The sequence below is a fragment of the Streptomyces sp. NPDC051064 genome, from assembly GCF_044455985.1.
GTDB lineage: Bacteria > Actinomycetota > Actinomycetes > Streptomycetales > Streptomycetaceae > Streptomyces.
On the sequence record NZ_JBITFK010000007.1, the window covers coordinates 197293 to 221321 of the forward strand.

A 24029-nucleotide genomic window follows, 5' to 3' on the forward strand; every position below is an offset into this window, starting at 1 on the left:
CGTGGCATCCGTACATCCTCTCGCGGGCACGGAGGCTCCCGGGCAGGACCCGGTCATCGGCGCGCTGGGAGCTCTCGGCGAGCCGGTCGACTGCGCCGGGCTGCGGAGTCTGTCGCTGGAGGGCCCCCAGGTGCTGTGGCTCGTCGTGGGCGGCGCCCTCGACCTGTTCGCCGTGGACGCGGTGGAGCAGGGGCACTGGCACTTCCTGGGCCGGCTCGAACCGGGAACGCTCGTGCTGGGCCCGGTCGAGGGCCCGCAGCACACCCTGGTCGGGCGGCCGCTCCAGGAGTGCGTGCTGCGCCGGATCCCTCTGCGTGAGCTGTACCGGCCGGAGTACGCCGACCAGGGGGCGTACGAGGCGCAGTACCGCAGCCGTTACGACGCCGGGGACGCGACGCTGAGCCTGCTGGAGCACGCCTTCTCGCTCGGCGTGGGCCGGAGCCAGCGGGTGCTGTTCGAGGCCCCGCTGGACGGACGGACCACCTTCGACGAGGCGGTGGGCGACGACGACATCCTGTGGCTTCCGGTGTCGCCCGGCAGTGTGCAGTACGGCGCCGCGTTCAGCGCCGAGGCGGCGGGTGACCTGCTCGTCGACCCGGCGATGTGGCAGGGGATGGTCAATCAGCAGTACCGCCTGCTGTCGGCGCTGGACCGCTGGATCGAACAGCTGGAGCGCGCGCACGAGGACCGGACCGCGGCGGGCATGAAGGCGGGCGAGGCCGTCCGCAAGGAGGCCGACCATGCGCTGCTGACGTCGATCGGCCGGTCCCGGAGGGGCTCCTCGCCTGCGGCGGGGGCCTCGGACGACGCGGTGTACGCGGCCTGCCGCCTGGTGGCGCGGGACTCCGGGATCGTCCTCGGCGAGCCCGCGACGGGCGGGGCGGTGAGCGAGCGGATCGACCCGGTGGAGCGGGTCGCGGTCGCCTCGCGTGTCCGCACCCGGGCGGTACGGCTGGACGGACGCTGGTGGCGGGAGAACTCCGGGCCGCTGGTGGGCCGTCGGGCCGCGTCCGGAGCACCGGTCGCCCTGCTCTGGCGCCGTGGCCGCTACGAGGCGGTCAACCCGCTGACGGGGCGGCGCAGCCGTGTCGACAGCTCCTCCGCGCAGGAGTTCGACGAACGAGCCGTGATGTTCTACCGGCCGCTACCGGAGCAGCCCTTGGGCAAGAGGCAGCTGCTGCGGTTCGGCCTGTTCGGCACCCGGAGCGACCTGCGGAGACTGGTGCTGGCGGGGCTGGTTACGGTGGCGCTGGGTGCACTGGTGCCGATCGCGACCGGCAAGGTGCTCGGCGTGTACGTGCCCAACGCGCAGAACGCCCTCATCGTGCAGGTGTCGCTGGCCGTCATCATCTCCGGTGTGGTCTCGGCGGCCTTCATGCTCCTGCAGAACCTCACGATCCTGCGGATGGAGGGGCGGATCGAGAGCACGCTCCAGCCCGCGGTCTGGGACCGGCTGCTGCGGCTGCCGACGAAGTTCTTCACCGAGCGCTCCACGGGCGAACTGGCCAGCGCGGCGATGGGGGTCAGCTCCATCCGCAGGGTGCTGTCCGGCACCGGTCCGGTCGTGGTGCAGGCGGGCACGCTCGGGGCGATGAATCTGGGCCTGCTGCTCTGGTTCAGTGTGCCGCTGGCTCTCACCGCCGTCGCGATGCTGGTGGTCATCGCCGGGGTGTTCCTCACCATGGGCATGTGGGAGCTCCGTTGGCAGCGCCGTCTGGTCGTGCTGGGCAACAAGCTCAACAACCAGGCGTTCCAGACGCTGAGGGGGCTGCCCAAGCTGCGGGTCGCGGCGGCCGAGAGCTTCGCGTACGGGGCGTGGGCGGCGGAGTTCGCCCGCAGCCGCGAGTTGCAGAAGCGGGCGGGCCGGATCAAGAATCTGACGACGGTCCTGAACGCGGTCTATCTGCCGCTGTGTTCACTCGTCATCTTCGTCCTGCTGGCGGGCCCGGCACGCGGATCACTCACAGCCGCCGAGTTCCTGACCTTCAACACGTCCGTGACGATGCTGCTGACGGCCGTCACCCAGCTCACCGGGGCCTTCGTGTCAGCCGCCGCCGTGCTGCCGATGTTCGAGCAGATCAAGCCGGTGCTCGACGAGGCACCCGAGGTACGCGGTGCCAGCACCCAGCCGGGCGAGCTGTCCGGGGAGATCGAGGCCAGGGGTGTGTCCTTCCGCTACTCCGACGACGGCCCCGTCGTCCTCGACGACGTGTCGCTGACCGTGCGCCCGGGCGAGTTCGTCGCGGTCGTCGGCCCGAGCGGATGCGGCAAGTCGACCCTGTTGAGGCTGCTCATCGGCTTCGACAAGCCGGTCTCGGGCAGTGTCCTGTACGACGGCCAGGACCTGACGGCGCTCGACCAGGCGGCGGTGCGCCGCCAGTGCGGGGTCGTCCTGCAGAACGCCCAGCCGCTGTCCGGGTCGATCCTGGACTGCATCTGCGGCGCCGAGGTCTTCACCCAGGAGGAGGCGTGGGAGGCCGCAGCGATGGCGGGGCTGGCCGAGGACATCAAGCGGATGCCGATGGGGCTGCAGACGATGATCTCCGGCGGCGGCGCGATCTCCGGGGGGCAGCGCCAGCGGCTGATGATCGCCCAGGCGCTCGTCCGGCGCCCACGCATCCTGTTCTTCGACGAGGCGACCAGTGCGCTGGACAACGAGACCCAGCGCACCGTGATCGAGAGCACCAGGTCCCTGCGGGCCACCCGTGTGGTGATCGCGCACCGGCTGTCCACGGTCATGGACGCCGACCGGGTGATCGTCATGGCGGACGGCCGTGTCGTCCAGGAGGGGCCGCCCGTCGAGCTCCTCGCGGACACGGACGGGCAGCTCCATGAACTGGTGCGGCGTCAGATGAGCTAGTTGTGTCGTCCCGGCCCCTGGGACCGGCGACCGCCCGGTACAGGGGGCTCCACCGCGTCGCGGATGCTGGCGCGGGCCGCTGCGGCGACGGCCTCGGCGGTGATGCCGAACTCGTCGTACAGCCGCTGGTAGTCGGCGGAGGCGCCGTAGTGCTCCAGGCTGACGATCCGGCCGGCGTCGCCGACCACCTCGCGCCAGCCCTGGCCGACGGCGGCCTCGACACTCACGCGTGCGCGCACGTCCGGCGGCAGCACTTCGTCCTGGTAGGACAGCGGCTGCTCGGCGAACCATTCGCGGCAGGGCATCGAGACCACGCGGACGGCCAGGCCTTCGTCGACGAGCAGTTTGCGGGCGTCGAGAGCGATCTGGACCTCCGACCCCGTCGCCACGAGGATGACGTCGGGGGCGGTTCCGGAGGCCTCCACGAGGATGTAGGCGCCGCGCGCGGCTCCCTCGGCGGGGGCGTGGACCCCGTCGGCACGGTCGAGCACCGGCAGGTTCTGCCGTGTCAGGACGAGGCCGGCAGGCCGGTCCGTGTGCTCCAGGATCGTCCGCCAGCAGGCGGTGGTCTCGTTGGCGTCCCCGGGGCGTACGACGTCGAGCCCGGGGATCGCACGCAGGGCGGCCAGGTGTTCGACGGGCTGATGGGTCGGGCCGTCCTCGCCGAGTCCGATCGAGTCGTGGGTCCACACGTAGGTGGCGGGAAGCTTCATCAGGGCGCCGAGGCGGACCGCGGGGCGCATGTAGTCGCTGAACGTGAGGAACGTGCCGCCGTAGGGACGGGTCAGGCTCTGCAGCGCGATGCCGTTGAGCACCGCGCCCATGGCGTGCTCGCGGATGCCGAAGTGCAGGGTGCGCCCGTAGGGGCCTCCCGAGAACTCGGCCGTCTGCCGGTCGGCCGGGACGAAGGAGGGCTCGCCGTCCATGGTGGTGTTGTTGCTGCCCGCGAGGTCCGCGGAGCCGCCCCACAGCTCGGGCAGGACCGGTGCGAGCGCGGTGAGCACCTTGCCGGACGCCTTTCGGGTGGCCATGCCCTTGGGGTCGGCCGGGAAGTCCGGCAGGGCGTCGGTCCAGCCGTCCGGAAGCTCCTGCTCACGCAGCCGGTCCAGCAGGGCCGCCCGCTCAGGACTGGCCGTCCGCCACTCCTCGTAGGTCCGCTCCCAGCGCTTCCTGGCGTCCCTGCCCCGCTCCCCCACGGCCCGGGTGTGGGCGAGGACCTCGTCCTCCATGGGGAAGTACGCCTCGGGGTCGAAGCCGAGGAGCCGCTTGGTGCCGGCGACCTCGTCGTCCCCCAGGGCCGCCCCGTGCGCCTTGCCGGTGTTCTTCTTCGTCGGCGCGGGCCATCCGATGATCGTGCGCAGCATGATCAGTGAGGGCCGGGACCGCTCCGCCTTCGCCTCCTCGATCGCGGCGAGCAGGGCGTCGACGTCCTCGACGTAGTCGCCGGTACGGGTCCAGTCCACGGTCTGCACGTGCCATCCGTACGCGGCGAAGCGGGCCGGGACGTCCTCGCTGAACGAGATGTCGGTGTCGTCCTCGATGGAGATGTGGTTGGAGTCGTAGAAGGTGATGAGGTTGCCCAGTTGCTGATGTCCGGCCAGCGACGCGGCCTCGGAGGCGACGCCCTCCATCATGTCGCCGTCGGACGCGAGCACGTAGACGTGGTGGTCGAAGGGGCTGGTGCCCGGTGCGGCGTCCGGGTCGAGCAGGCCCCGCTCCCGGCGTGCGGCCATCGCCATCCCGACGGAGGCGCCCATGCCCTGGCCCAGCGGACCTGTGGTGATCTCGACGCCGCGGGTGTGCCGGTACTCCGGGTGGCCGGGGGTCGCCGAACCCCAGGTCCGCAGCGCCTTCAGGTCCTCCATCTCCAGGCCGTAGCCGGCCAGGTAGAGCTGGATGTACAGGGTGAGGCTGGTGTGGCCGCACGAGAGGACGAAGCGGTCCCTGCCCAGCCACTGGTCGTCGGCGGGGTCGTGCCGCATGACCTGCTGGAACAGCAGGTAGGCGAGCGGGGCCAGGCTCATCGCCGTACCCGGGTGGCCGTTGCCTGTCTTCTGCACGGCATCGGCGGCGAGTACCCGTACGGTGTCCACCGCGCGCAGGTCCACGTCGCTCCACCCTGCCCGCTCGGCCAGCGGCCGGGCGAGGCCGGGGTCTCGCGATGCTGTGCTGCCGGAAGAGGATCGCTCGGGCGCCATGGTGTCGTCTCCCTCGGATGTCGCTTCTCGGTACGCCGGGGCCGGTCGGTGCGGCTCGCCACCCTTCGCATCCTCTGTTCCCTCGCCGTCGTCCGCACCCGGAGCGGGCATGGCGGCGGCGCGGCGGGTCCTCGGTGCTCGCCCGCGGGGCATAGCGGCCGGCCTGGGTGGCGGTGGCGCACGTGCCGCCTCCGCTCGCCTACCCCGGGAGGGGCGCGGCAGACCGTGCCTTCGCCGACGATCACCTCTCATTCCGGGACGCCGGGCCGGGCGGGCGGCGGATGTGGGAAAGTCATGCCGTGGATGAGCTGCGGCCTCAGGATCCCTCGTGCATCGGCGCGTACCGGCTACTCGCCCGGCTCGGTGCCGGCGGGATGGGGCAGGTGTATCTCGGCCGTTCCCCGGGGGGACGGCTGGTGGCGGTGAAGGTGATCCGGGACGAGATCAGTGACCACCCGGAGGCACTGGCCAGGTTCCGGCGGGAGGCCGCCACCGTGGAGGCCGTTCGCAGTGCCTACACCGCCCAGCTCATCGAGGCGTCGCTCGACACGGCGCCCTACTGGCTGGCCACGGAGTACGTGGAGGGGCCCACGCTGAGCGCGGCGGTGAGGGCTGACGGACCGTTTCCGGCCGGCAGCGCGATGAAGCTGTTCGCCGCCCTCGCCGAGGGGCTGGCCGCGGTCCATGTCCATGGAGTCACCCACCGGGATCTGAAACCGCAGAACGTGATCCTTTCGCCGCAGGGGCCGCAGCTGATCGACTTCGGCATCGCCCGGGCACTCGGGCAGACGGTGCTCACCCGGGACGGGACGGGGCCGGGGACCCCCGGATTCGCGGCGCCGGAGGTGGTCCTGCGCAACGAGGTCGGCCCTGCCGCGGACGTGTTCGCCCTGGGGGCCACGCTCGCCTGGACGGCGACCGGCAGGCCGCCCTTCGGCTCCGGGGACGCGGCGGCGGTGAGCTACCGGGCCGTGCACGAGGAGATCGACGTGGCCGGTGTGAGCCCCGCGCTGGCCGAGCTCATCCGGGACTGCGCCGCGAAGGATCCGGCGGACCGGCCGGACCCCGCGGCCGTGATCGCACGGTGCGCGGTGGACTCGGCCCCCGCGACGGACTTCCATTACCGTGCGCTGACGCGCGCCGAAGCCGGGGCCGTACCGGAGCGGACGGCAACCGCCCTTCTGCCGGGCGACGCTGCGGCGCAGGGCCGGGCGGCCGCCCCCGGCTCCGCAGCGTCGGCGCCGGCCGCGCTCGTTCCCGCCTCCGCAGCGTCGACGCCGGGCGGGACGGCCGTGCCCGCGGGTCCGCCGGGGACCACCCCGTACGACGAACCTGAGCGCAGGCCGGCCGGCCCGGCCCACACCGGCCGCCGGGGGGCGCTGGGCCTCGCCGCGGTCGCGGCGGTGCTGGCCGCGTCGGCGACGGCCTGGCTGCTCTCGGGGCAGCCGGACGACCGGGCGGCCGGAGCGGGGGGCGCGGCCGGGGCGGGGCGGGCCTCCGGTACCCAGGAGTCCGGGCGGCCCGCCACCACGGCGTCGGCCGCGGGGCCACCGGATCACATCGTCAACGACCGTGAGACGCGGGACCGCTGGACGCTGTCCGAGGATCCCGCGCAGGCGGCCCAGGGCATCGGCTCCTGCGACCTGTCCGGCCTCGACATGGCCTCGCTGCCGTCCAACCTGCAGTCATCCGTCTCGCACACCACCGGTTCGGACACCGCATCGGTGCGGCTGCGGCCGGAGAACGCCGGCAAGGGGAAGCGGCCCGCGCCGTACTACATATCCGTGGGCGTCCGTCCCCCGCACGGGACCGACCCCGCCACGGGCCGCCCCACCCGGTCCGTCGGCAAGGGAGTCGGCTTCACCAGCAAGCCCGTCGACGTCTTCTCGGAATGGACCTCGGGCGGCACGATCACCCTCAGGTATCCCGACGACTTCCGGGCCCACTTCGACGACCGGACCGTCGACGCCATTCCGGTGGGCGACGACAGGGGTGACTGGACCGTGGTGCTGTACCACGTCGAGGGCGGCCCGTCCGAGTTCACGTCGGTCGTGTGCAACGGCTTCCACGCCTGAGACCGCGGCTCACACCACCGCCACGGGGGTGAAGCGGGAGGCGATGTGCAGTTCGGACTCGATTCCGTCCGCGGTGAGGCGGAGCTGGGGCAGCACCTGGTCCAAGGTCTCCTCGATCGTCCGGCTGCTGCTGTGCATCGCCACGTTGATGGACGCGACCGCCGTGCCGGCCCGGTCCCGGACGGGTACCGCGATCGATCGCAGGCCCGCCTCGAGCTCCTCGTCGACCAGGGCGTGGCCCTCGGCGCGCGCCCGCTGCAGTGCCGCTTCGAGTTCCGCGCGGCGGGTCAGGGTGTGGGGGGCCAGCGGACGCAGCTCGGCATGGGCGAGTACGGAGCTGAGTTCGGCGGCGGACAGGCCGGCCAGCAGGACGCGGCCCAGCGAGGTGGCGTAGGCGGGAAAGCGGGTGCCGACAGTGATGTCGACGTCCATGATGCGGTGGGTGGCGGCGCGCGCCACGTACTGCACGGAGTCGTCGACGAGGACGGCGAGGGAGGCGGAGTCCTGGATCCGTCCCGCCAGCGCGGCGAGGTGCGGATCGGCGATCCGCGCCAGGGTCGTGCGGGAGAGCGGTGCATAGCCGAGGGCCAGGACGCGTGGTGTCAGCCGGTGGTCACGGCCGTCGGCCGTGACGTATCCGAGGTGTTCGAGGGTGATCAGGGCGCGGCGGGCGGAGGCGCGTGAGAGACCGGTTGCGCGTGCGACGGCGCTGAGCGTCAGGGCGGCGCCGTTCTCCCCGAAGGCGGTGATGACCGTCAGGCCCCGGGCGAGGGACTCGATGAACTCCCGGCCGAGTTCCTGCTTCGAGGCCGCGGTCCAGGAGGCGAGGGCGCCCGGGGACGGGGACGGAGTGGGGTTCGCGGGGGGCTCGTCACGCAGTCGGCGCTCCATCGCCGAGGCGGCGTCGAGCAGCCGGGGCAGGAGGTCCTCGCGGAGGCCCCGCACGGTGTGCCTGCTGGTGTGGCTGACCACGCTGAGCACGCACGCGAAGCCTCCGGCGTGATCCCGCACGGGCACGGCGAGGGCGAGGAGGCCGGGCTCGATCAGCTGATCGTCCACCACCCAGCCGTCCGCCCGCGCCGATTCCACCCGCTCCTCGAACAGGTCGACCGCCGGGCGGGAACTCGGAGGCAGGGACGGGAAGCCTGCTCCGTCGGGGTCTGAAGCCCGCCGCTCCCGCCAGGCCCGCCACTTCTCCGCTCCCCAGCGGGTGGCGAACAGCGTGCCCGGGGCGGTGCGTTCGGCCGGCAGCAGGTCACCGATGCGGAAGCGCAGGGACATCGCGCGCCGACGGGTGGTCTGGTGGACGAAGCGGACGCCGCTGCCGTCGGGGACGGCCAGGGAGACGGACTCGTCGAGTTCCTCCGCGAGGGCGTCCACCCGGCCGCCGAGGAGGCCGGGAAGGCGGACCGAGGAGAGGTAGGCGTTGCCCAGCTCCATCAGGCGCGGCGCGAGGGTGACGACCTTGCCGTCGAGGCGGACGTATCCCGTGCGGGCGAGCGTGAGCGTGATCCGGTCGACGGTCGAGCGGGCCAGCCCGGTGGCGCGCTCCAGATCGCTGAGGCCGAGGGAGCCGTCGGCGTCGGTCAGCCGGCGCAGGACGGCTATGCCGCGCATCAGGGGGGCCACCGCCTCCGCGGGCGTCCCCTCGCCCGGCTGTGACGTGCCGGTCGGTGCCATCTGTCCTCCGTCGGGTGGGGGCGGCCGATGCCGGGACCGTTGACAGAGCTCCGGCCCTGGCGGCAGACTCACACCATCATAGTGAAGGAAACTTCACCATGCGAACACTATTGGATGGACGGTCCCATGGACAAGGTGGTCGCGTCAGCGGCGCTGGCCGTCGCCGACGTGCCGGACGGCGCTTCGGTGGCGGTGGGAGGCTTCGGTCTCAGCGGTGTGCCGAACGTGTTGATCGATGCTCTGTACGCGAGCGGCGTCAGCGGGCTCGGTGTCGTGTCCAACAACTGCGGAGCGATGGACTCGGGGCTCGCGGTGCTGCTCTCCGCCGGCCGGATCACCCGGGTGACCGGCTCGTACATCGGCGGGAACAAGGAGTTCGCCCGGCAGTACCTCGGGGGTGAGCTGGAGCTGGAGCTGATCCCCCAGGGCACCCTCGCCGAGCGCCTCCGGGCGGGCGGGGCGGGGATACCCGCGTTCTACACCCCCGCCGGCGTGGGCACGCAGGTCGCCGACGGCGGGCTCCCCTGGCGCTACGACGGCGACGGCGGGGTGGCCGTGGCCTCCCCGGCCAAGGAGGTACGCGACTTCGACGGCACCGAGTACGTCCTGGAGCACAGCATCCGCACCGACTTCGCCCTCGTCAGGGCGGCGAAGGGCGACCGGCACGGCAATCTGGTCTTCAACAAGTCCGCGCGCAACTTCAACCCGCTCGCCGCCATGGCCGGCCGCATCACCGTCGCGGAGGTCGAGGAGCTGGTCGAACCGGGCGAGATCGACCCGGACCACGTGCACCTGCCCGGCATCTTCGTGCAGCGGGTGGTCGCTCTGACACCCGAGCAGGCCGAGGACAAGAAGGTCGAGAAGCGGACGATCACGGAGCGGGGGGCACAGGGCTGATGGCCTGGAACCGGAACGAGATGGCCGCCAGGGCGGCCGCGGAGCTGCGCGACGGCGAATACGTCAACCTCGGCATCGGACTGCCGACGCTGATCCCGAACCACCTGCCCGAGGGCGTTCACGTCGTCCTGGAGTCCGAGAACGGCATCCTGGGCACCGGCGCCTTCCCGTACGCCGAGGATGTCGACCCCGATCTGATCAACGCGGGCAAGGAGACGGTGACCGTGCGTCCCGGAGCCTCGTTCTTCGACTCGGCGCTCTCCTTCGGCATGATCCGGGGCGGTCACATCGACGCCGCCGTCCTCGGGGCCATGGAGGTCTCAGCCCGGGGCGACCTCGCCAACTGGGCGGTGCCGGGGAAGATGGTGACGGGCATCGGCGGGGCCATGGACCTCGTGCACGGGGCCCGCCGCGTCATCGTGACCATGACGCACACCTCCAAGGACGGCAGCCCGAAGATCGTCGAGGAGTGCACCCTGCCGCTGACCGGCAAGGCCTGTGTCCACCGCATCATCACGGATCTCGCCGTGCTCGACGTGACCGAGGACGGCCTGGTCCTGGTGGAGACCGCACCCGGCGTGACCGCCGCCGAGGTCCTGGAGAGGACGGCCGCCCCGGTCCTCATTCCCGAGAGGGTCGCCCCATGAGCTTCCGCCCCCGCGACGTGTACATCGTCGACGCCGTCCGCACCCCGATCGGCAGGTACAACGGGGCACTGGCGCAGGTACGGCCCGACGACCTCGCCGCCCACACCATCCGCGCCCTGCTCGACCGCACCCCGGAGCTCGACCCGTCGCGCATCGGGGACGTGGTGCTCGGCAACGCCAACGGCGCGGGTGAGGAGAACCGCAACGTCGGCAGGATGGCCGCGCTCCTCGCGGGTCTGCCGGTCTCCGTCCCCGGCGTGACCGTCAACCGGCTCTGCGCCTCCGGCCTCGAAGCCGTCGTGCACGCGGCCCGTGCGGTGGCGCTCGGGGACCACTCGCTCGTCGTGGCCGGCGGCGTCGAGTCGATGACCCGCGCCCCGTACGTCCTGCCCAAGAGCGACCGCGCCTTCCCCACCGGGCACACCGAGATGTACTCGACCACCCTGGGCTGGCGCATGGTCAACCCCCGGATGGATCCGCAGTGGACGGTGCCGCTCGGCGAGAGCGCCGAGCTGATCGCGGACAAGCACGCCATCAGCCGGGAACAGCAGGACGAGTTCGCTCTCGCCTCCCACCGGAAGGCGTCGGCGGCACGGGCGGCGGGGCTGTTCGACGGGGAGATCGCGCCCCTGACCATCCCGCGCCGGAAGGGCGATCCGCTCGTCGTCGACCGGGACGAGTGCATCAGGGACGACGCCTCGCTGGAGGCCATGGCCAAGCTCCGCCCGTCCTTCCGTACGGAAGGCGGCACCGTCACCGCGGGCAACTCCTCCCCGCTGAACGACGGTGCGGCGGCCCTGCTGCTGGCGGACGAGGAAGGCCTGCGCGCCACCGGCCGCGAACCGCTGGCCCGGATCACGGCCTCCGCCGTGTCGGCCAACGAACCGCACTACTTCGGGCTCGCCCCCGTCAAGGCCGTGAACAGGGCGCTGGACCGGGCGGGCAGGAGCTTCGCCGACCTCGCGGCCCTCGAACTCAACGAGGCTTTCGCCGCCCAGGTCCTGGGCTGCATCGCCGAGTGGCCCGACCTCGACCCGTCCGTCCTCAATCCTCGTGGTGGAGCGATCGCGATCGGCCACCCGCTCGGCGCCTCGGGAGCCCGCCTCGCCGGGTCCGTCGCGCACCAGCTCAGGGCCGCCGGGTCGGGGACCGGCGTGGCGACGCTCTGCATCGGCGTGGGCCAGGGCTCCGCGCTGGTGCTGGAGAGGTAGCCCGGGGCCGGAGGGCGGGCTCCTCCCGAGCGGCGGAACGGGCGTGCCGGATGAATGATGGACGGCATGACCTCCCAGACCGTGATTCCGGCGGCGGACACGATGCCGCCCGTGCGGCTGCCGCCGCCGGGCGGTCCGGAAGGCGTGAGGACGGCGAGCACGGGCGGAGAGGCCCGCCCGGGGACGGCGAGGGCCGCTCGATGAGGTCCGCGGACGGGCTGCTGGAGATCGGCTTCATGCGCACGGTGTTCGACAGCCTGGGGACAGGGGTGTTCGTCACCGACAACGCCGGCCGGCTCACCGCGTGCAACCCCCGCGCGCAGCAGATCCTCCGCCGTCCGCAGGAGCAGATGCTCGGTCACGACATGCACGATCTGCTGCACCGCGGACCGGACGGCGCCACGGTACCGCGGGCCGAGTGCGTCATGCTGACCGTCCTGGAGAGCGGCCGGCCCGCCGAGGGCAGCGAGGAACTCCTCCTGCGCGGGGACGGCACCCTGGTGCCGATCATCTGGGCGGCCACACCGCTGAGGCACGAGGGACGTGCGGAAGGCTCCGTGGTCGTCTTCCACGATTTCAGCCTGCACCGTGAGGCGGCCGAGCAGACCGCGGCCTACCTTGCGGCCCTGGAGGGGCTCACCGCCCGGCTGACGATGGTGGCGGAGGTGTCGACGGTCCTGATCTCCGCCCTGGAGACGCCGGAGATGCTGGACAGACTGGCCGGGCTGCTCGTGCCGGACATGGGTGACTGGGCGGCGATCGACGTGCACACCACGAGGCAGGCGGGCGAGATGCAGCGCGTCGCCGTCCGCGCCCCTCGCGACCACCGGGCCGCGGAGGCGCTCAAGGGTCCGCTGCCGCCCCTCCCCGAATCCACCCGTTCAGCTGTGGTCCAGGCCATGCGGAGCGCCGAGCCCGTCGTACTCGACGCGGAAGCCCTCGCGGCACCGCCGGACAGCCCGCTCGCGCGCGCCCACCGGGAATTGTTCGACCGGCTGGGAGGCAGCTGCGCCGTCGTGGTGCCCCTGCACACCCGTCGGCAGGTCTTCGGCGCGCTGACCGTGGCACGGGTCGACCCCGAATCCTCCTTCAGCGAGGCCGAGGTCTTCGTACTGGCCGACATCGCGCGCCGCGCCGGCCTGGTCATGGAGGCCGCCGTGCTGTTCGAGCAGCAGCGGCATGTCGCCGAGACCATGCAGCGCCAGCTCCTCACTCCCCTGCCGCAGGTCGACCACCTCACGATGGCGGCCCGCTACCGGCCCGCCGAGAGCGCCGCCGAGATCGGCGGGGACTGGTACGACTCCTTCCTCCTGGGCGACGGCGTCCTGACGATGGTCATCGGGGATGTCGTCGGCCACGATCTCAAGGCCGCGGCCCACATGGCCGAGGTCCGCAACATGCTGCGCGCCCTGGCCTGGGACCGGACGGAACCCCCCAGTCTGATCGTGCGCCGTCTGGACGAGGCCATGACCCATACGAGCGATGCCCCCATGGCCACCTGCGTCTTCGCCCGGATCGAAGGCGAGGAGGGCGGGCCCTGGCAGCTCCACTGGGTCAACGCCGGCCACCCGCCGCCGCTCCTGATCACGGCCGACGGGCACACCCGCTTCCTCGAGGACGGTCACGGCCCTCTCCTCGGTCTCAGTTCGGCCCTGCACATGGGGCTGGGGTGGCCCGACGCCCATGTGGACCTCCCGCCCCGGTCGACGCTGCTGCTCTACACGGACGGGCTCGTCGAGAGCCGTAGCCGTGACATCGAAGCCGGTCTCGCCACGCTGCGCCGGCATGCCGCGGCCCTGGCCGACCGCGACGTCGAGGACTTCCTGGACGAACTCCTGATCCGCATCGACCCCGGCGGCGACGACGTCGCCCTGCTGGTCCTGCGCATTCCGGCGGCGGGCGTCGGCGCCGGCACCGACGAGGCACCGGCGCAACATGCGCACAGCCCGGCCGCCGACAACCGCGGAGCACCCGGATCCCGTATCGAGGACACACCCGTCAGGGACACCTCCGAACCGGCCTGACGCATAGGACGGGCGTCCTGCGCAAGGGGTGTTGAGGACACCGGAGTATCTGGCGCGGGCGCTCGACGCGGAGCCCGTCTTCGAGCCCGGGGAGGACTGGGGCTACTCGAACACCAACTACCTGGTGCTCGGCATGGTGATCGACAAGGCCTCGGGCCTCAACGCCTTCTGGGACGGCCTGTTCGGCGGCCGGCTCCTGCCCGACTGGGCGCTGCGGGCGACAGTCTGGAGCATCTCCAGGGCGCGGTGGACGCCGCGCTGTGCGGCAAGAGCCACGGGTGAGCCGGCCCCACGCCACAAGGACCTGACCCGACGGAGTGCCGGGTCAGGTCTGGCCGGCGGCCCTTCGGCCGAGCTGTTCGAGAAAGTCCTGGACGGACTCTGCGGCGACTTCGAAATCGTCGAACCAGGAGGCAGTGGCCGACCTCCAGATCCGTCCGCTGCCTGCCGCCGCGAACAGATGTCCGCCCCCGTCACTGGCAAACACGATGCCAGGTGGCTCGTCGTCGATCTGGACAGATCCGTGCTCGCGCAAGTGCTCCGCTACCGTCGAGGCCGGGTGGACGAAGTATCCGTGCTCCACATCAGGCATGGAAATTTCGCAGACCACCCAGTAAAGGGTCGTCAGGTCGGAGGGGATCGGCGTCAGATCCACGAGTGCGTCCGTCGCCCCATGACTCTCATCCGTTGCGAGGACGACGGCGTTCTCACCCGGCGGATAGCCGTGCGTCTCCAGGAACGACGACATCAGAGCCGCGAGACCCGCAGAAGTCCCCTCGCACCAGCCCCGCACCCACTCCGGGTCGAGCCGCTCACCGGACACCTCCGTCCTCCTCGCACCCGACGCGACAGATATGTCGCAGGCGTGGGGCCCACCCGGATGTACCGAGGGTGACGGTCACTCCGCTGACCTGGTGCTTTTGCGCTGGCCCGCATTGAAGCGCGCCTTCTTCTGACGATTCCCGCACGTGTTCATGTCACACCATTTGCGGGTGCGACTCTGGCTGGTGTCGAAGAAGGCGGCTCGGCAGGTCAGGGATGCGCACAAGGCCAATTTTCCGTCTCGTTCGCCTGCGATGACGCTGATCGCGTCGGCGGCGATCACGCTGAGTGCATCTTCCACGCAGGAAGCCGAGCTGAGCCGCCACCGCCGTTCACCCTCGGGCGTCAGAATCGCTGCGGCCCGGCCTTGAGCGCTGCGGTCGTTGATGACGTGGACAGCGGATGCGGGGAGAGCGTCCTGGATCGCGGCCGCTGTCGCGGCGGCGTGGATCGACTCCCTCAGTTCCCGAGCGAGTTCGAGCTGGGCGGTGGTGCAGGAGTCCACGGCGAGGCCGCTCACCGCCAGCCAGTCGATGAGCCGGTGAGGCGTGGGAATGCGCTCCACAGCGTCACCACGACGCTCCGACAGAGTCCCGGTGAAGCTCATCGCGAGCACCTTGCCGAGGCGGAAGTCAGGGAACGCAGCACACATGGAACCACCTTAGCCGGTTGCAGCGGGCTCGAAGAACTGCTAGAACCGTCTTAGCCGGTTCACAGAAGACCGTAGCCGGCTCCACGACGGCCAGGAGGTCTAATGCCCCGACCGACCAGCGACGTGCAAGCATCTGAAACCCATGCCACTGACGCCGAGCTCGACGATCTGCGCGCGCGACTGGCCGCGGCGCGGCTGCCGGAGGCTGAGACGGTCCATCGCGCCGCGCCCGGCCCTCGCCGATGGGAGCAGGGCGTTCCTCTCGCCGACCTCGTCGACGTCGTGAACTACTGGCGCACCGGGTACAACTGGCGGTCGTTCGAAGAGCGCCTCAATCAGATCGGCCAGTTCCGCACCACCATTGATGATCTGGGGATCCACTTCCTGCACCGCCGATCCCCGCACGCGGATGCCACTCCTCTGCTCTTGACGCACGGCTGGCCGGACAGCATTGCTCGGTTCATCGATGTAGTGGACGAGCTGGCAGATCCGAAGGGTGCGGACGCGCCGGCGTTCCACGTCGTGGTCCCCTCGCTGCCAGGCTTCGGTTACAGCGACAAGCCGGCCACCACTGGGTGGGGAACCGAAAAGATCGCGGCCGCATGGGTGGAGCTGATGGGAAGGCTCGGCTACGACAAGTTCGTGGCCCACGGCGGCGACTGGGGAGGCAACATCACCACGGTCCTCGGCGGCAGGTTCCCGGCGCACGTCCTCGGCATCCACACCACGTTCGCGGAGGGGCCGCCCGGGCTGACAACGGACGGGCTGACGGCGGTCGAGCGCACGTGGACCGAGGAAACCCGTGATTTCTGGCGCCACCGCGCGGCGTACGCGAAGCAGCAGGCGACCCGACCGCAGACCATCGGTTACTCGCTCGTCGACTCACCGATCGGGCTTCTCGCCTGGATCCTTGACAAGTTCACCGAGTGGTCGGACACCGAGGACAGCCCGTTCGAGACGATTTCCAGAGACCGCGTTCTCGACGACGTCACCCTGTACTGGCTGACGCGGACCGGCGCATCGGCGGCCCGCATCTACTACGAGAGCCACAACTCGCTGGACCCCGAACTTCGGGTCGACGTCCCGTCGGCACTCACCATGTATCCCCGCGACGTCGAGAAGTGCCCGCGCCCCTGGGCGCAGGAGCGGTACCGACAGATCGTGCGATGGAGGTCACCCGAAGCCGGGGGGCATTTCCCGTCGCTGGAGGTTCCCGAGTATTTCGTCAAGGATCTGCAAGAGGGCCTCGCGGCAGTGCTGGCCGCCAACCGGTGAGTTGAAGACGGTCACTGGCACGGTGCGGCCTGCGGGACGAGGCGTGCACGGTCGCCCTCGGTCTGCTGGAGGCGTCGGCCCACCACGGTCACCGGAAACTCCCCTGGCCGTCCTCACTGCGCTGCTGGAGGAGGACGACGAACGTGTGTCTGCCCGCGACGGCGCCCCCGGGAGTGGCACAGTCGTCTCCCGTGGACCAGAGGCCGCAGCGGCCGTGACGTCGGCGGAAGAGAGTGATGCGCGATGAGGCTTGTCGTACAGGAGTTCCTGTCCCTCGACGGTGTCTCCCAGGGCCCCGGTTCCCCGGACGAGGACCGGAGCGACGGTTTCGACCAGGGCGGCTGGTTCGTACCGCACCTGGACGAGGAGTTCGAGGAGGTGGCTGCCACGTGGCTCGGCACAGCGGACGCGTTGCTGTTCGGCCGCCGCACCTACGAGAACTTCGCCCGGGACTGGCCGACGATGACCGGCCATCCTTTCGCACCCCTCATGAACGGCCTGCCCAAGTACGTCGCCTCCCACAGCCTGACGACGGCCGCGTGGAACCCGACAACGGTCCTGAACGGGGATGTCCCTGCCCAGGTCGCCGAGGTGAAGTCCCGGCGAGGCCGGGACCTGCAGATCCACGGCAGTGCCCGGCTGGCCCAGTCCTTGTTGGCCGCGGGCCTGGTCGACGAGCTGCGCCTCGTGATCGCCCCGGTCGTGGTGGGCCGGGGCCGGAGGCTCTTCCCGGACGGCGGCGCCCCGGCCGGCCTGCGGCTCGTCAGCCACAGGACGACCGCGCGCGGGCTCTCGGTGCACACCTTCGAATCGACGGGGCTGCCGGAGAAGGGCGTGTACGGGGCCGGGGCCTGAGCCCGCTCTCCGCGGAAAGGAGACGGGCTGCTACCGCTGTCCGTGCACCCTGTCCTGCAGGCTGCGGCCCTCGTCCCGCAGCCGCTGGTCCTGCAGGGCCTTGCCGTCCGCTTCCCTCTTCCGCCCACGCAGCAGCTTGAGCGCGGAAACCATCTTGCCCATGAGATCACCTCACGATCTCGATACCGCCGGACCTGTGCACGACAGATCCTTCCGCCCGGCCGGCCGCGGCGACTCCGAAGAGCCGCACCGGTCCGCCTTGCCCCAATTTTTCCCGCCGCTCGAAACCGAATGCAAGTGCGGACGGTCACCTTTCTCCGAACAGGCGGAAGAGGTGCGGGCGTGCGATCAGCGCGGTGCCCGGATCCTGTCGATGATGCGCGTCCAGTTGTCGCTGCCGTGCCCGTCCTCGATCGCGCGCCGGTAGTGGGCCTGCACGGCCAGCGGGAGCGCGAGATCGAGTCCGAGTGAGGTGCTGGTCTCGACGATGTGGTCGGCCGTGGCACCCATCATGGTGACTGTGCTGAGGTCTCCGGGATGCTCGCCGGCATCGAGCGCGGCGCCGGGACGCTCATCGCCGGCCCTCAGGATGTCGCTGATCGCGTCGGCGGCTGAGAGCAGCTCGGGAAGCGTTTCCTCGGCCTTCATCCCGGCGGTCCCCAGCATCGCGGTGGCGTGCATCAACGCGGAGAGGGTGGTCAGGAACACCGCGAGCTGGGCTTGGTACATCATCTGGGCGAGGCCCGGATCGTCGCCCAGATACCGGGGTGTCCCGAGCGGCGCCAGCGCCGCTCGATGGCTCTCCATCACTTCGCCGGGGCCGCTGTAGTAGACGTAGGACGCCTCCGTGCCGACCATCGGCGCCGGGGCCATGACCCCGCCGGTGAGGAAGGCGGCCCCGTGGCCCGCCGCCCAGGCGGCAGCCTCGCGTGTGCGATCGGGGGTGTCGGAGCTCAGGTTCACCAGCGTCCGGCCGGCCAGCGATCCGGTGGCGCTGCCGAGGGTGTCGTACATCGCCCGGTAGTCCGTGAGGCTGAGGATCACGAGGCCGCTCGCCTCGACGGCCTCGCGCGGTGTCGCCGCGCGCGCCGCTCCCTCGGCCACGACGCCGTCGGCCCGGGCGGCGGTGCGGTTCCATACGGTGACGGGGCGGCCTGCGGTGAGAAGGGTGCGTGTCATCGCCCGGCCCATCGGGCCGAGCCCGATCACGGTGACAGCGTCGTCCTGTCCGGTATTACGGGTCTGTTCGTTCACCCCTTCATCGTCGGAGAGCGCCACTACTCTCGGAAGTACCCACTATTTACTGCGGTACTTACCTTTTTGTAAGGGGAGCCACTGATGACCAAGGCACCGAGACGCGGGCCGTACATCTGCGGCATCGACGCCGCGTTCGACGTGGTGAGCGGCAAGTGGAAGGGACTGATCCTCTGGGAGCTCGACGCCCATCGCGTACGCCGGTTCGCCGAACTCCGCCGTGGACTGCCGGGAGTGAGCGAGAAGATGCTCACCCAGCACCTGCGGGAGATGGAGGCGGACGGCCTCGTGCACCGAAAGGTCTACGCCGAGGTGCCGCCACGCGTGGAGTACTCCCTGACCGAGCACGGGCGCACGCTCAACAAGGCGCTCGAACCACTCGGCGTCTGGGGGGCCGAGCGCATGTGCCGCGAAGGCTCGGAGAGGGCCGACGTGGTGGAGACTCCACACGGTTGAGCAGTTGACCGACCGGCGGGGCACGGCACTTCGGGAGACCGGCGCCCTCGCGGAGATCCGAGTTCTGCGGCCTTGACGCGCGGCGTCCCCCTCGGCCGATCATGACCCCATGACCCGCGCCCACTCGACCCCGCCCGTCATCCTCTCCGGCTCGCTCGCCGGTTCCCTCAGCCCGTGCTCACCGCTGCCGGGGGCCTGCTGCTGCGCCCCTGTGAAGAGGGCGACGTACCGGCATTCCTCTCCGCCGATCGCGACGGCGAGATCCGCCGCCGGCACACGCGCCGGCCTCTGACCGAGACTCAGGTCCGGGAGTGGTTCGACGACTATCGCCGGGACTGGCGACGCGAGAAGGGCGGCCACTGGGCGGTCACCCGCGACGGGGGCGAGATGCTCGGCCGGATCGCCCTGCGCGGGCTGGACTTCGACGACGGCGTCGCAGACGTCGCGTACCGGGTGCTCCCGGCCGCTCGCGGCGCCGGTGTGGCCTCCGGCGCCGTCGCCGCGCTCACTTCCTGGGCCCTGTACGAGATCGGCCTCCACCGTCTGGAGCTCGACCACTCGACGCGCAACACAGTGTCCTGCGGGGTCGCCATGAGATACGGCTACCCGCTGGGAGGCACCGAGCGCAGCGCCGCGGTGCACGCCGACGGCCGGCACGACATGCACCTGCACGCACGCATCCGGGGCGATTGACGGGGCGATCGGGCCCGGGCGGCCTCCACATCGCAGGCATCCGGACACAGTCGGCGACTTCATACGAGGGAGACGGAGATCAGCGCGACGGCGGAGCCGCCGAAGACCACGGTGTTACGCACATAGGTCTGGGCGCGCACCCAGCGGGGGAAAGCGTCCTCGGCGGCCCGGAGGAAAGGCGCCACCTCGACACGGGCCAGTTCCGGGTCGCCCTTGCGGCGGAAGGCGGCCTCCACGGACTTCACCGCGGTGAGGTTGCTGTAGACGATCACCGCGTTCATCAGCAGCACCAGCGAGGAGAATATCCAGGTCAGCAGCTGGGCCGGAGCGGCGCCCGCGTAATTCACGGCGGCGGTGGCGGTCATCACGGCGGCCACGGCCACGGGGGCCGCGGTCTCGTGACCGCCGGCGTCGAAGCGGAGATTGTTCTCCTCCAGCACGTCAGGGCGGACGTTCTGGCGTCGGAGCTCGGCCGCCGCGGCGGCCTTCGCGGCGGGGCCGAATCGGTGGCGGACCACCGGGATGCTGACGAAGGCGGCGGCGACGAGCAACTGCATGATGGCGGCGAGGGTGTTCACTGACTCTCCCTTGACTTGCACTTAGTTCAATTGATTGCCGAGAGGACAGTACTCCCGGACTTGAACAGCGTGCAAGTATCTTCTTGAACTTTGTTCAACTGCTGCGTACGGTGTGGCCATGGCACGCGACACGCTGACCCGGGACCAGATCGTCCGCACCGCCGTCGAGCTCCTGGACGCCGAGGGGCTCGCGGGGCTCAACATGCGTGCCTTGGGCACCAGGCTCGACTCCGCCGCCACCGCCGTTTACTGGCACGTGAAGAACAAGGACAACCTCGTCCTGCTCGCCACCGACCAGGTGTGGAGCGAGCTCACGCTGCCCGCCCCCCGGGCGGCCGGCTGGCGCGCCGCGGCCACCGTCATGGCCACCGACCTGCATGCGATGTTCACCCGGCACCCATGGCTGGTGCAGGTCCTCGCCGCACACCTGGTCCACGGCGAGGGAAAGGCCCGCCACGACGACCGCAGCCTCGCCGTCTACGAATCCGCCGGCTTCACCGCCGCCCAGGCCGATCAGGCGGCGGGCGCCGTCTTCACCTACGTACTGGGCAACGCGGCCGGCGCCGCCGCGACCGCCTCACTCACACGGAAGCGCGACGAGGGCGGAAGCGCCGCCGAGCAGCAGTTCCGGCACACCATGGCCGAGGCACGGAAGACCGCCATGCGCTATCCGCACCTGCGCGCCCGGCTGGACACCGAAGCGGCGCTCGACTACGCCGCCGCCCCCGACAACACCTTCGAGTTCGGCCTCCAAGCCCTCCTGGACGGCTTGGAGCAGCGACTCCCCGCGTAGAGCCGGGCAGTGACCGCGTCGGCCGCCGTAGCGGCGACGGGCAGGAGTCCGACGGTCATCAGTGCGGCTGCCACCGCGCCGATGACGAACCGCCATCCGAATTGCTTCCCTCTCATGTTGTCCTCCGTTCCGTGCGGCTGCGGGACCGGGAGGGCACGGTGACGCCTCACCGACCGCGCGATGCGTACGGCATCGGCGGTCGAGGACGGGCAGGTACCGGCTGCCGGCACACCGACGAGGGGGCGTTCAGTGACGCCGGCAGGAGAGGGAGCAGGCCACCTGCTGGAAGACCGCACTTTTGTCAACGGTCCTCACACCGGGCGCCGCTTCCCCGGGACGTCCGGGCGGCGGACCCTCACGCGTGCCGGTCCCACCGGAGCGCGACGAGCGGGAGGAACAGCAGGTCCACGACTTCCTCCAGGTCGGCCTCGGAGGGGGTGCGGCGGGCCATGAGGAGGTCATGGAGGACCAGGACCACCGGGAGCGCGACCAACCGGTCGGGAAGCGGAACCGCGGGATCGATCTCACCGCGGCGGGCGGCACGCTCCAGGACCGTACGCATCCAGTCGCCGCCAGGGCTGCGGTTACGCGAGGTCAGGTACGCGGACAGCTCCGTGTCCTGCCCCTGCTCCGCGGCGAGCGCCTGTCGCACATGGGCCAGACCGGCCGTCTGCCCGACGACGAAGCGGAGCAGGGCGAGCACGTCACCGCGCAGATTTCCCGTGTCCGGCGGCTCGTCCGGGACGGGCGGCGCCTTGCCGCGCAGGGCGGCCAGGACAAGCTCCCGCTTCGTCGGCCAACGGCGGTAGAGGACGGCGCGGCTGGTACCGGCAGTGGGAGTACGCGTCCGTCATCGCCCTCGTCGACAGCCAGGAGGCGGACGTCCAGGACCTGGCGCTCCTGAGCTGCGCCGCCGCCCGCAGCCGGAGAAGGGCGCGACGCGCGTCCTCCCGCTGGCGATGGACCGCTACGGCGTGACCCTGCGTCTGGAGTACCCCGGCACCCACCGCGATGTGCGCCTGCCGTTCGCGAAGCCCGTGGCCCGGCTCGGCTCGGCCAGGCCGGTCCTCAGATCCACGCCCTGCTGGCGGCCGCCCGTCGCGCGTCCCACCGGAGCCAGATGCTGACCTGAGCTCGGGCGACGAGAGAATCGGGCGGGAACCCGCGCCGGCGTACGCCGATTCCGTCACGCCGCAGCCTGCTCCAGCCCTGCGGCCCACTCCGACAGTGCGCTGAAGTCCTCCGCCAGGAGGCCCAGGCGTGGGTCCACCTGGTGCAGGAGCGCTGGGGCATCGTGATGCTCCTGGACCCATGCACGGTCCTCAGGGCCCAGCTCATCGTCCACCCAGGCGAACGGCCGGCCCTTGGCGTACACGACCAACGCCCGTGTCTTCCAGTGCAGTCGGTCATGGCTGTCCGGTGTCATGGAAGGCCAGTCGACGAAGGGGAGTGCGGGCAGCCCGAGGTGCGGGCCGATCCAGTCGTTCGCCTCGTTCTTCCACGTCGTCGCCCACACGAGCTCGTAGGGCAACGCCAAGAGGTCTGTACCGTGGTCGTGGTTGAGCCAGACCCGCAAGGGCTTGTCCCACGGGTTCTCCCACCCGGTCGGGCGCATGCGGTGCGTGCTGTAGCCCGCAGGCCGCTTGTGCGGCGGCGCGGCGTAAGGATTCAGAGGTCCGTCCACATCGAGCAGGAGCAGCGGACGTCCGTCGCTCTCGTTCCCCATGCCCCTCCCCGCGAAGCAGCAACGTAGAGGGGAGATTCTAGATGGGTGAGCGTGAGACGGTCCGCCGCTCACACGGTCCAGAGATGCAGAGCGGTCTCGGTGGCGGACACGGTGTACCAGGTGCCGTCGCCGAGGGCCCTTGGCAGGCCGGATACCTCGAAGGGATAGACGAGCCGGTCGGTCAGTCGCATACGGGCCGCATCGACGAGCCAGTGACGGCCCGTGCCGAACTCCTCGTCGCTCTCGACTGTCCCGACAACGGCGTTGTCGTCGTCGAGGAAGCCGCCCTCGTAGTCGAAGAACGCCTGCACCTCGTCGTCCTCGAAGGTCTCAGAATGCCCCGTATCCAGCGCGGGATGTCGTGGGAGCGCAGCCGCACTCAGTTCGGCTTCCACCGTGCCGTCGGTGACCCGGTGGAGGGCCAGGGTGTCCTGGTCGTGGGTGACGGTGAGCAGTCGGTCTCCGGTGGGGCTCACCGCCAGCATGACGCGGTCCTCGTCGCCGAAGCTGTCGATGGCGAGGGTGCGGCCGTCCCAGCGCCCCCAGCGCAGCGCGGAGCCGTCCTGTCCTTCACCGATGGTGAGGCCCATCTGACCGGAGTCCGGGTGCGGAACGTGACTGGAGCCCGCGGCTGCCGTATGTGTCGCGGCTCGTGCGAGCACAGTGCCGTCCTCGGCGGCGATGACCAGCCACTCGTCTGCTCCGCGGCCTCGGTCGTGGGCCAGGGGGCCGCGGACGTGAGCCCACACCAGCGTCCCGTCCGCGGAGAATCCGGCCGAGCCGCTGCCGGCATATCGGTGGTCACGCTCATCGGCGTATTCGGTGAAGTCTTCGTGCCCCGCGCACCCCGCCCAGCAACGGTGCCGCACCTCCCACCGCACCGTCCCCGCCCGGTCCACGGCCCGCAGCGCGTGGAGCCCGGCGAAGACAGCGAGATCACCGGCGGGCGACACCGCGCAGTGACCGTACCGGCGTGGCCAGGGGGCCGGAAAGCGGACTGGGGCCGTCGCCGACGGGTCGAGGTTCTGCACGATCAGCTCCGTGTCACCACGCTGTACGAGCAGCCGCTCTCCGAGTTGGCACTCCAGGTGCGGGGCGTCGTCGGCTCTGGAGAAGGCCAGAGGGGCGGCGATCGTGGTCACGAGGTGGGCAAGCTGCGGCACGAGGACTCCGGGAGACGGGGAAATTCCCCCAGGACCCTATGGCAAGCCTCTGACACCGCGGTCCGGCGGACGCTCTCCAGCCCGCGGGGAAGAGCTACTTCCTCAATGTCAAGGGTCCCGAGCTGGGCCGGCCCGGAGCCTCAGATCGACGTACCGTCGCCGTCGAAGTC

The 24029-nt window shown here is 71.1% G+C and carries 21 protein-coding genes and 2 pseudogenes; 13 read left to right on the forward strand and 10 right to left on the reverse strand.

Features of this window, described 5'->3' with window-relative positions; genetic code table 11:
• Position 1: 1 nt before the first annotated feature.
• Complete coding sequence (locus tag ACIBCU_RS25355; RefSeq protein WP_362927632.1) at positions 2–2860, forward strand: NHLP bacteriocin export ABC transporter permease/ATPase subunit; 2859 nt, start codon at positions 2–4, stop codon at positions 2858–2860.
• Here the strand turns inward: ACIBCU_RS25355 and tkt are convergent.
• The gene (tkt, locus tag ACIBCU_RS25360) at positions 2857–5058 is read right to left on the reverse strand and encodes a transketolase (protein WP_362927633.1); all 2202 of its coding nucleotides are present in this window, start codon (positions 5056–5058) and stop codon (positions 2857–2859) included. The genes ACIBCU_RS25355 and tkt overlap by 4 nt on opposite strands.
• Positions 5059–5357: 299 nt before the next feature.
• Between tkt and ACIBCU_RS25365 the strand changes: the two genes are divergently transcribed.
• Positions 5358–7133, forward strand: a complete 1776-nt coding sequence (locus ACIBCU_RS25365) for a serine/threonine-protein kinase (protein WP_399234184.1) — start codon at positions 5358–5360, stop codon at positions 7131–7133.
• Between the two features lie 9 nt (positions 7134–7142).
• Here the strand turns inward: ACIBCU_RS25365 and ACIBCU_RS25370 are convergent, their stop codons facing one another.
• Positions 7143–8813 (reverse strand): IclR family transcriptional regulator C-terminal domain-containing protein, encoded by a 1671-nt coding sequence (locus ACIBCU_RS25370; RefSeq protein ID WP_399234186.1) that lies wholly within the window; start codon positions 8811–8813, stop codon positions 7143–7145.
• A 126-nt stretch (positions 8814–8939) separates the two neighbouring features.
• On the opposite strand from ACIBCU_RS25370, the gene ACIBCU_RS25375 reads away from it, so the two are divergent.
• The 5 genes and pseudogenes from ACIBCU_RS25375 to ACIBCU_RS25395 all read left to right on the forward strand — a co-directional run.
• Positions 8940–9710: a CoA transferase subunit A gene (locus ACIBCU_RS25375; RefSeq protein ID WP_362927636.1), complete on the forward strand. Its 771-nt coding sequence runs from the start codon at positions 8940–8942 to the stop codon at positions 9708–9710.
• Positions 9710–10357 carry a CoA transferase subunit B gene (locus ACIBCU_RS25380; protein WP_399234189.1) on the forward strand — a complete coding sequence of 216 codons (648 nt, stop codon included), beginning with the start codon at positions 9710–9712 and terminating at the stop codon, positions 10355–10357. The genes ACIBCU_RS25375 and ACIBCU_RS25380 overlap by 1 nt, the downstream gene beginning before the upstream one ends.
• Complete coding sequence (locus ACIBCU_RS25385; RefSeq protein WP_399234191.1) at positions 10354–11568, forward strand: thiolase family protein; 1215 nt, start codon at positions 10354–10356, stop codon at positions 11566–11568. The genes ACIBCU_RS25380 and ACIBCU_RS25385 overlap by 4 nt, the downstream gene beginning before the upstream one ends.
• A 200-nt stretch (positions 11569–11768) precedes the next feature.
• Positions 11769–13592 carry a SpoIIE family protein phosphatase gene (locus ACIBCU_RS25390; RefSeq protein ID WP_362927639.1) on the forward strand — a complete coding sequence of 608 codons (1824 nt, stop codon included), beginning with the start codon at positions 11769–11771 and terminating at the stop codon, positions 13590–13592.
• Positions 13593–13620: 28 nt separating this feature from the next.
• A pseudogene (locus tag ACIBCU_RS25395) lies at positions 13621–13863 on the forward strand (serine hydrolase); the annotation flags it as partial.
• A 54-nt stretch (positions 13864–13917) separates the two neighbouring features.
• Here the strand turns inward: ACIBCU_RS25395 and ACIBCU_RS25400 are convergent.
• Both ACIBCU_RS25400 and ACIBCU_RS25405 read right to left on the reverse strand, forming a co-directional pair.
• The gene (locus ACIBCU_RS25400; protein WP_399234193.1) at positions 13918–14415 is read right to left on the reverse strand and encodes a hypothetical protein; all 498 of its coding nucleotides are present in this window, start codon (positions 14413–14415) and stop codon (positions 13918–13920) included.
• A 75-nt stretch (positions 14416–14490) separates the two neighbouring features.
• Complete coding sequence (locus ACIBCU_RS25405; protein ID WP_399234195.1) at positions 14491–15066, reverse strand: CGNR zinc finger domain-containing protein; 576 nt, start codon at positions 15064–15066, stop codon at positions 14491–14493.
• A 102-nt stretch (positions 15067–15168) separates the two neighbouring features.
• Here ACIBCU_RS25405 and ACIBCU_RS25410 point away from each other — a divergent pair, with 102 nt between their 5' ends.
• Together ACIBCU_RS25410 and ACIBCU_RS25415 are read left to right on the forward strand one after the other, a co-directional pair.
• Positions 15169–16341: an epoxide hydrolase gene (locus tag ACIBCU_RS25410; RefSeq protein ID WP_399234197.1), complete on the forward strand. Its 1173-nt coding sequence runs from the start codon at positions 15169–15171 to the stop codon at positions 16339–16341.
• Positions 16342–16584: 243 nt separating this feature from the next.
• Entirely contained in the window at positions 16585–17196 is a 612-nt protein-coding gene (locus ACIBCU_RS25415) for a dihydrofolate reductase family protein (protein WP_399234199.1), read from the forward strand.
• Between the two features lie 30 nt (positions 17197–17226).
• Here ACIBCU_RS25415 and ACIBCU_RS25420 read toward each other — a convergent pair whose 3' ends face one another.
• Together ACIBCU_RS25420 and ACIBCU_RS25425 are read right to left on the reverse strand one after the other, a co-directional pair.
• A complete protein-coding gene (locus tag ACIBCU_RS25420) occupies positions 17227–17358 on the reverse strand; it encodes a hypothetical protein (RefSeq protein ID WP_362927645.1) in 132 nt (43 codons plus the stop codon).
• A gap of 186 nt (positions 17359–17544) precedes the next feature.
• Complete coding sequence (locus tag ACIBCU_RS25425) at positions 17545–18450, reverse strand: NAD(P)-dependent oxidoreductase (RefSeq protein ID WP_399234201.1); 906 nt, start codon at positions 18448–18450, stop codon at positions 17545–17547.
• Positions 18451–18534: 84 nt separating this feature from the next.
• On the opposite strand from ACIBCU_RS25425, the gene ACIBCU_RS25430 reads away from it, so the two are divergent.
• Together ACIBCU_RS25430 and ACIBCU_RS25435 are read left to right on the forward strand one after the other, a co-directional pair.
• Complete coding sequence (locus ACIBCU_RS25430; protein WP_399234203.1) at positions 18535–18906, forward strand: winged helix-turn-helix transcriptional regulator; 372 nt, start codon at positions 18535–18537, stop codon at positions 18904–18906.
• 174 nt (positions 18907–19080) lie between these two features.
• On the forward strand, positions 19081–19599 hold the full coding sequence (locus tag ACIBCU_RS25435; RefSeq protein WP_399234205.1) for a GNAT family N-acetyltransferase: 519 nt from the start codon (positions 19081–19083) through the stop codon (positions 19597–19599).
• Between the two features lie 59 nt (positions 19600–19658).
• On the opposite strand, the gene ACIBCU_RS25440 is transcribed toward ACIBCU_RS25435, so the two are convergent.
• Positions 19659–20177 (reverse strand): hypothetical protein, encoded by a 519-nt coding sequence (locus ACIBCU_RS25440; protein ID WP_362927648.1) that lies wholly within the window; start codon positions 20175–20177, stop codon positions 19659–19661.
• Between the two features lie 118 nt (positions 20178–20295).
• Between ACIBCU_RS25440 and ACIBCU_RS25445 the strand changes: the two genes are divergently transcribed.
• Positions 20296–20970, forward strand: a complete 675-nt coding sequence (locus ACIBCU_RS25445) for a TetR/AcrR family transcriptional regulator C-terminal domain-containing protein (RefSeq protein WP_362927649.1) — start codon at positions 20296–20298, stop codon at positions 20968–20970.
• Positions 20971–21325: 355 nt separating this feature from the next.
• On the opposite strand, the gene ACIBCU_RS25450 is transcribed toward ACIBCU_RS25445, so the two are convergent.
• Positions 21326–21745, reverse strand: a complete 420-nt coding sequence (locus ACIBCU_RS25450; protein WP_399234567.1) for a TetR-like C-terminal domain-containing protein — start codon at positions 21743–21745, stop codon at positions 21326–21328.
• Between the two features lie 139 nt (positions 21746–21884).
• Here ACIBCU_RS25450 and ACIBCU_RS25455 point away from each other — a divergent pair.
• Positions 21885–22102, forward strand: a pseudogene (locus tag ACIBCU_RS25455) (DUF2470 domain-containing protein); the annotation flags it as partial.
• Positions 22103–22156: 54 nt separating this feature from the next.
• On the opposite strand, the gene ACIBCU_RS25460 reads toward ACIBCU_RS25455, so the two are convergent.
• Both ACIBCU_RS25460 and ACIBCU_RS25465 read right to left on the reverse strand, forming a co-directional pair.
• Entirely contained in the window at positions 22157–22696 is a 540-nt protein-coding gene (locus tag ACIBCU_RS25460) for a hypothetical protein (RefSeq protein WP_362927651.1), read from the reverse strand.
• Between the two features lie 68 nt (positions 22697–22764).
• Complete coding sequence (locus tag ACIBCU_RS25465; RefSeq protein ID WP_399234208.1) at positions 22765–23859, reverse strand: hypothetical protein; 1095 nt, start codon at positions 23857–23859, stop codon at positions 22765–22767.
• Positions 23860–24029: the final 170 nt, after the last annotated feature.

What these genes read in the sequence shown, in the direction of transcription:
- ACIBCU_RS25385 (WP_399234191.1), top strand. Translation starts at nt 10,354, where the DNA reads ATGAGCTTCCGCCCCCGCGACGTGTACATCGTCGACGCCGTCCGCACC.
- ACIBCU_RS25370 (WP_399234186.1), bottom strand. Translation starts at nt 8,813, where the DNA reads ATGGCACCGACCGGCACGTCACAGCCGGGCGAGGGGACGCCCGCGGAG.
- ACIBCU_RS25460 (WP_362927651.1), bottom strand. Translation starts at nt 22,696, where the DNA reads ATGGGGAACGAGAGCGACGGACGTCCGCTGCTCCTGCTCGATGTGGAC.
- ACIBCU_RS25445 (WP_362927649.1), top strand. Translation starts at nt 20,296, where the DNA reads ATGGCACGCGACACGCTGACCCGGGACCAGATCGTCCGCACCGCCGTC.
- ACIBCU_RS25430 (WP_399234203.1), top strand. Translation starts at nt 18,535, where the DNA reads ATGACCAAGGCACCGAGACGCGGGCCGTACATCTGCGGCATCGACGCC.
- tkt (WP_362927633.1), bottom strand. Translation starts at nt 5,058, where the DNA reads ATGGCGCCCGAGCGATCCTCTTCCGGCAGCACAGCATCGCGAGACCCC.
- ACIBCU_RS25420 (WP_362927645.1), bottom strand. Translation starts at nt 17,358, where the DNA reads ATGGGCAAGATGGTTTCCGCGCTCAAGCTGCTGCGTGGGCGGAAGAGG.
- ACIBCU_RS25375 (WP_362927636.1), top strand. Translation starts at nt 8,940, where the DNA reads ATGGACAAGGTGGTCGCGTCAGCGGCGCTGGCCGTCGCCGACGTGCCG.
- ACIBCU_RS25380 (WP_399234189.1), top strand. Translation starts at nt 9,710, where the DNA reads ATGGCCTGGAACCGGAACGAGATGGCCGCCAGGGCGGCCGCGGAGCTG.
- ACIBCU_RS25410 (WP_399234197.1), top strand. Translation starts at nt 15,169, where the DNA reads ATGCCCCGACCGACCAGCGACGTGCAAGCATCTGAAACCCATGCCACT.
- ACIBCU_RS25415 (WP_399234199.1), top strand. Translation starts at nt 16,585, where the DNA reads ATGAGGCTTGTCGTACAGGAGTTCCTGTCCCTCGACGGTGTCTCCCAG.
- ACIBCU_RS25390 (WP_362927639.1), top strand. Translation starts at nt 11,769, where the DNA reads ATGAGGTCCGCGGACGGGCTGCTGGAGATCGGCTTCATGCGCACGGTG.
- ACIBCU_RS25405 (WP_399234195.1), bottom strand. Translation starts at nt 15,066, where the DNA reads ATGTGTGCTGCGTTCCCTGACTTCCGCCTCGGCAAGGTGCTCGCGATG.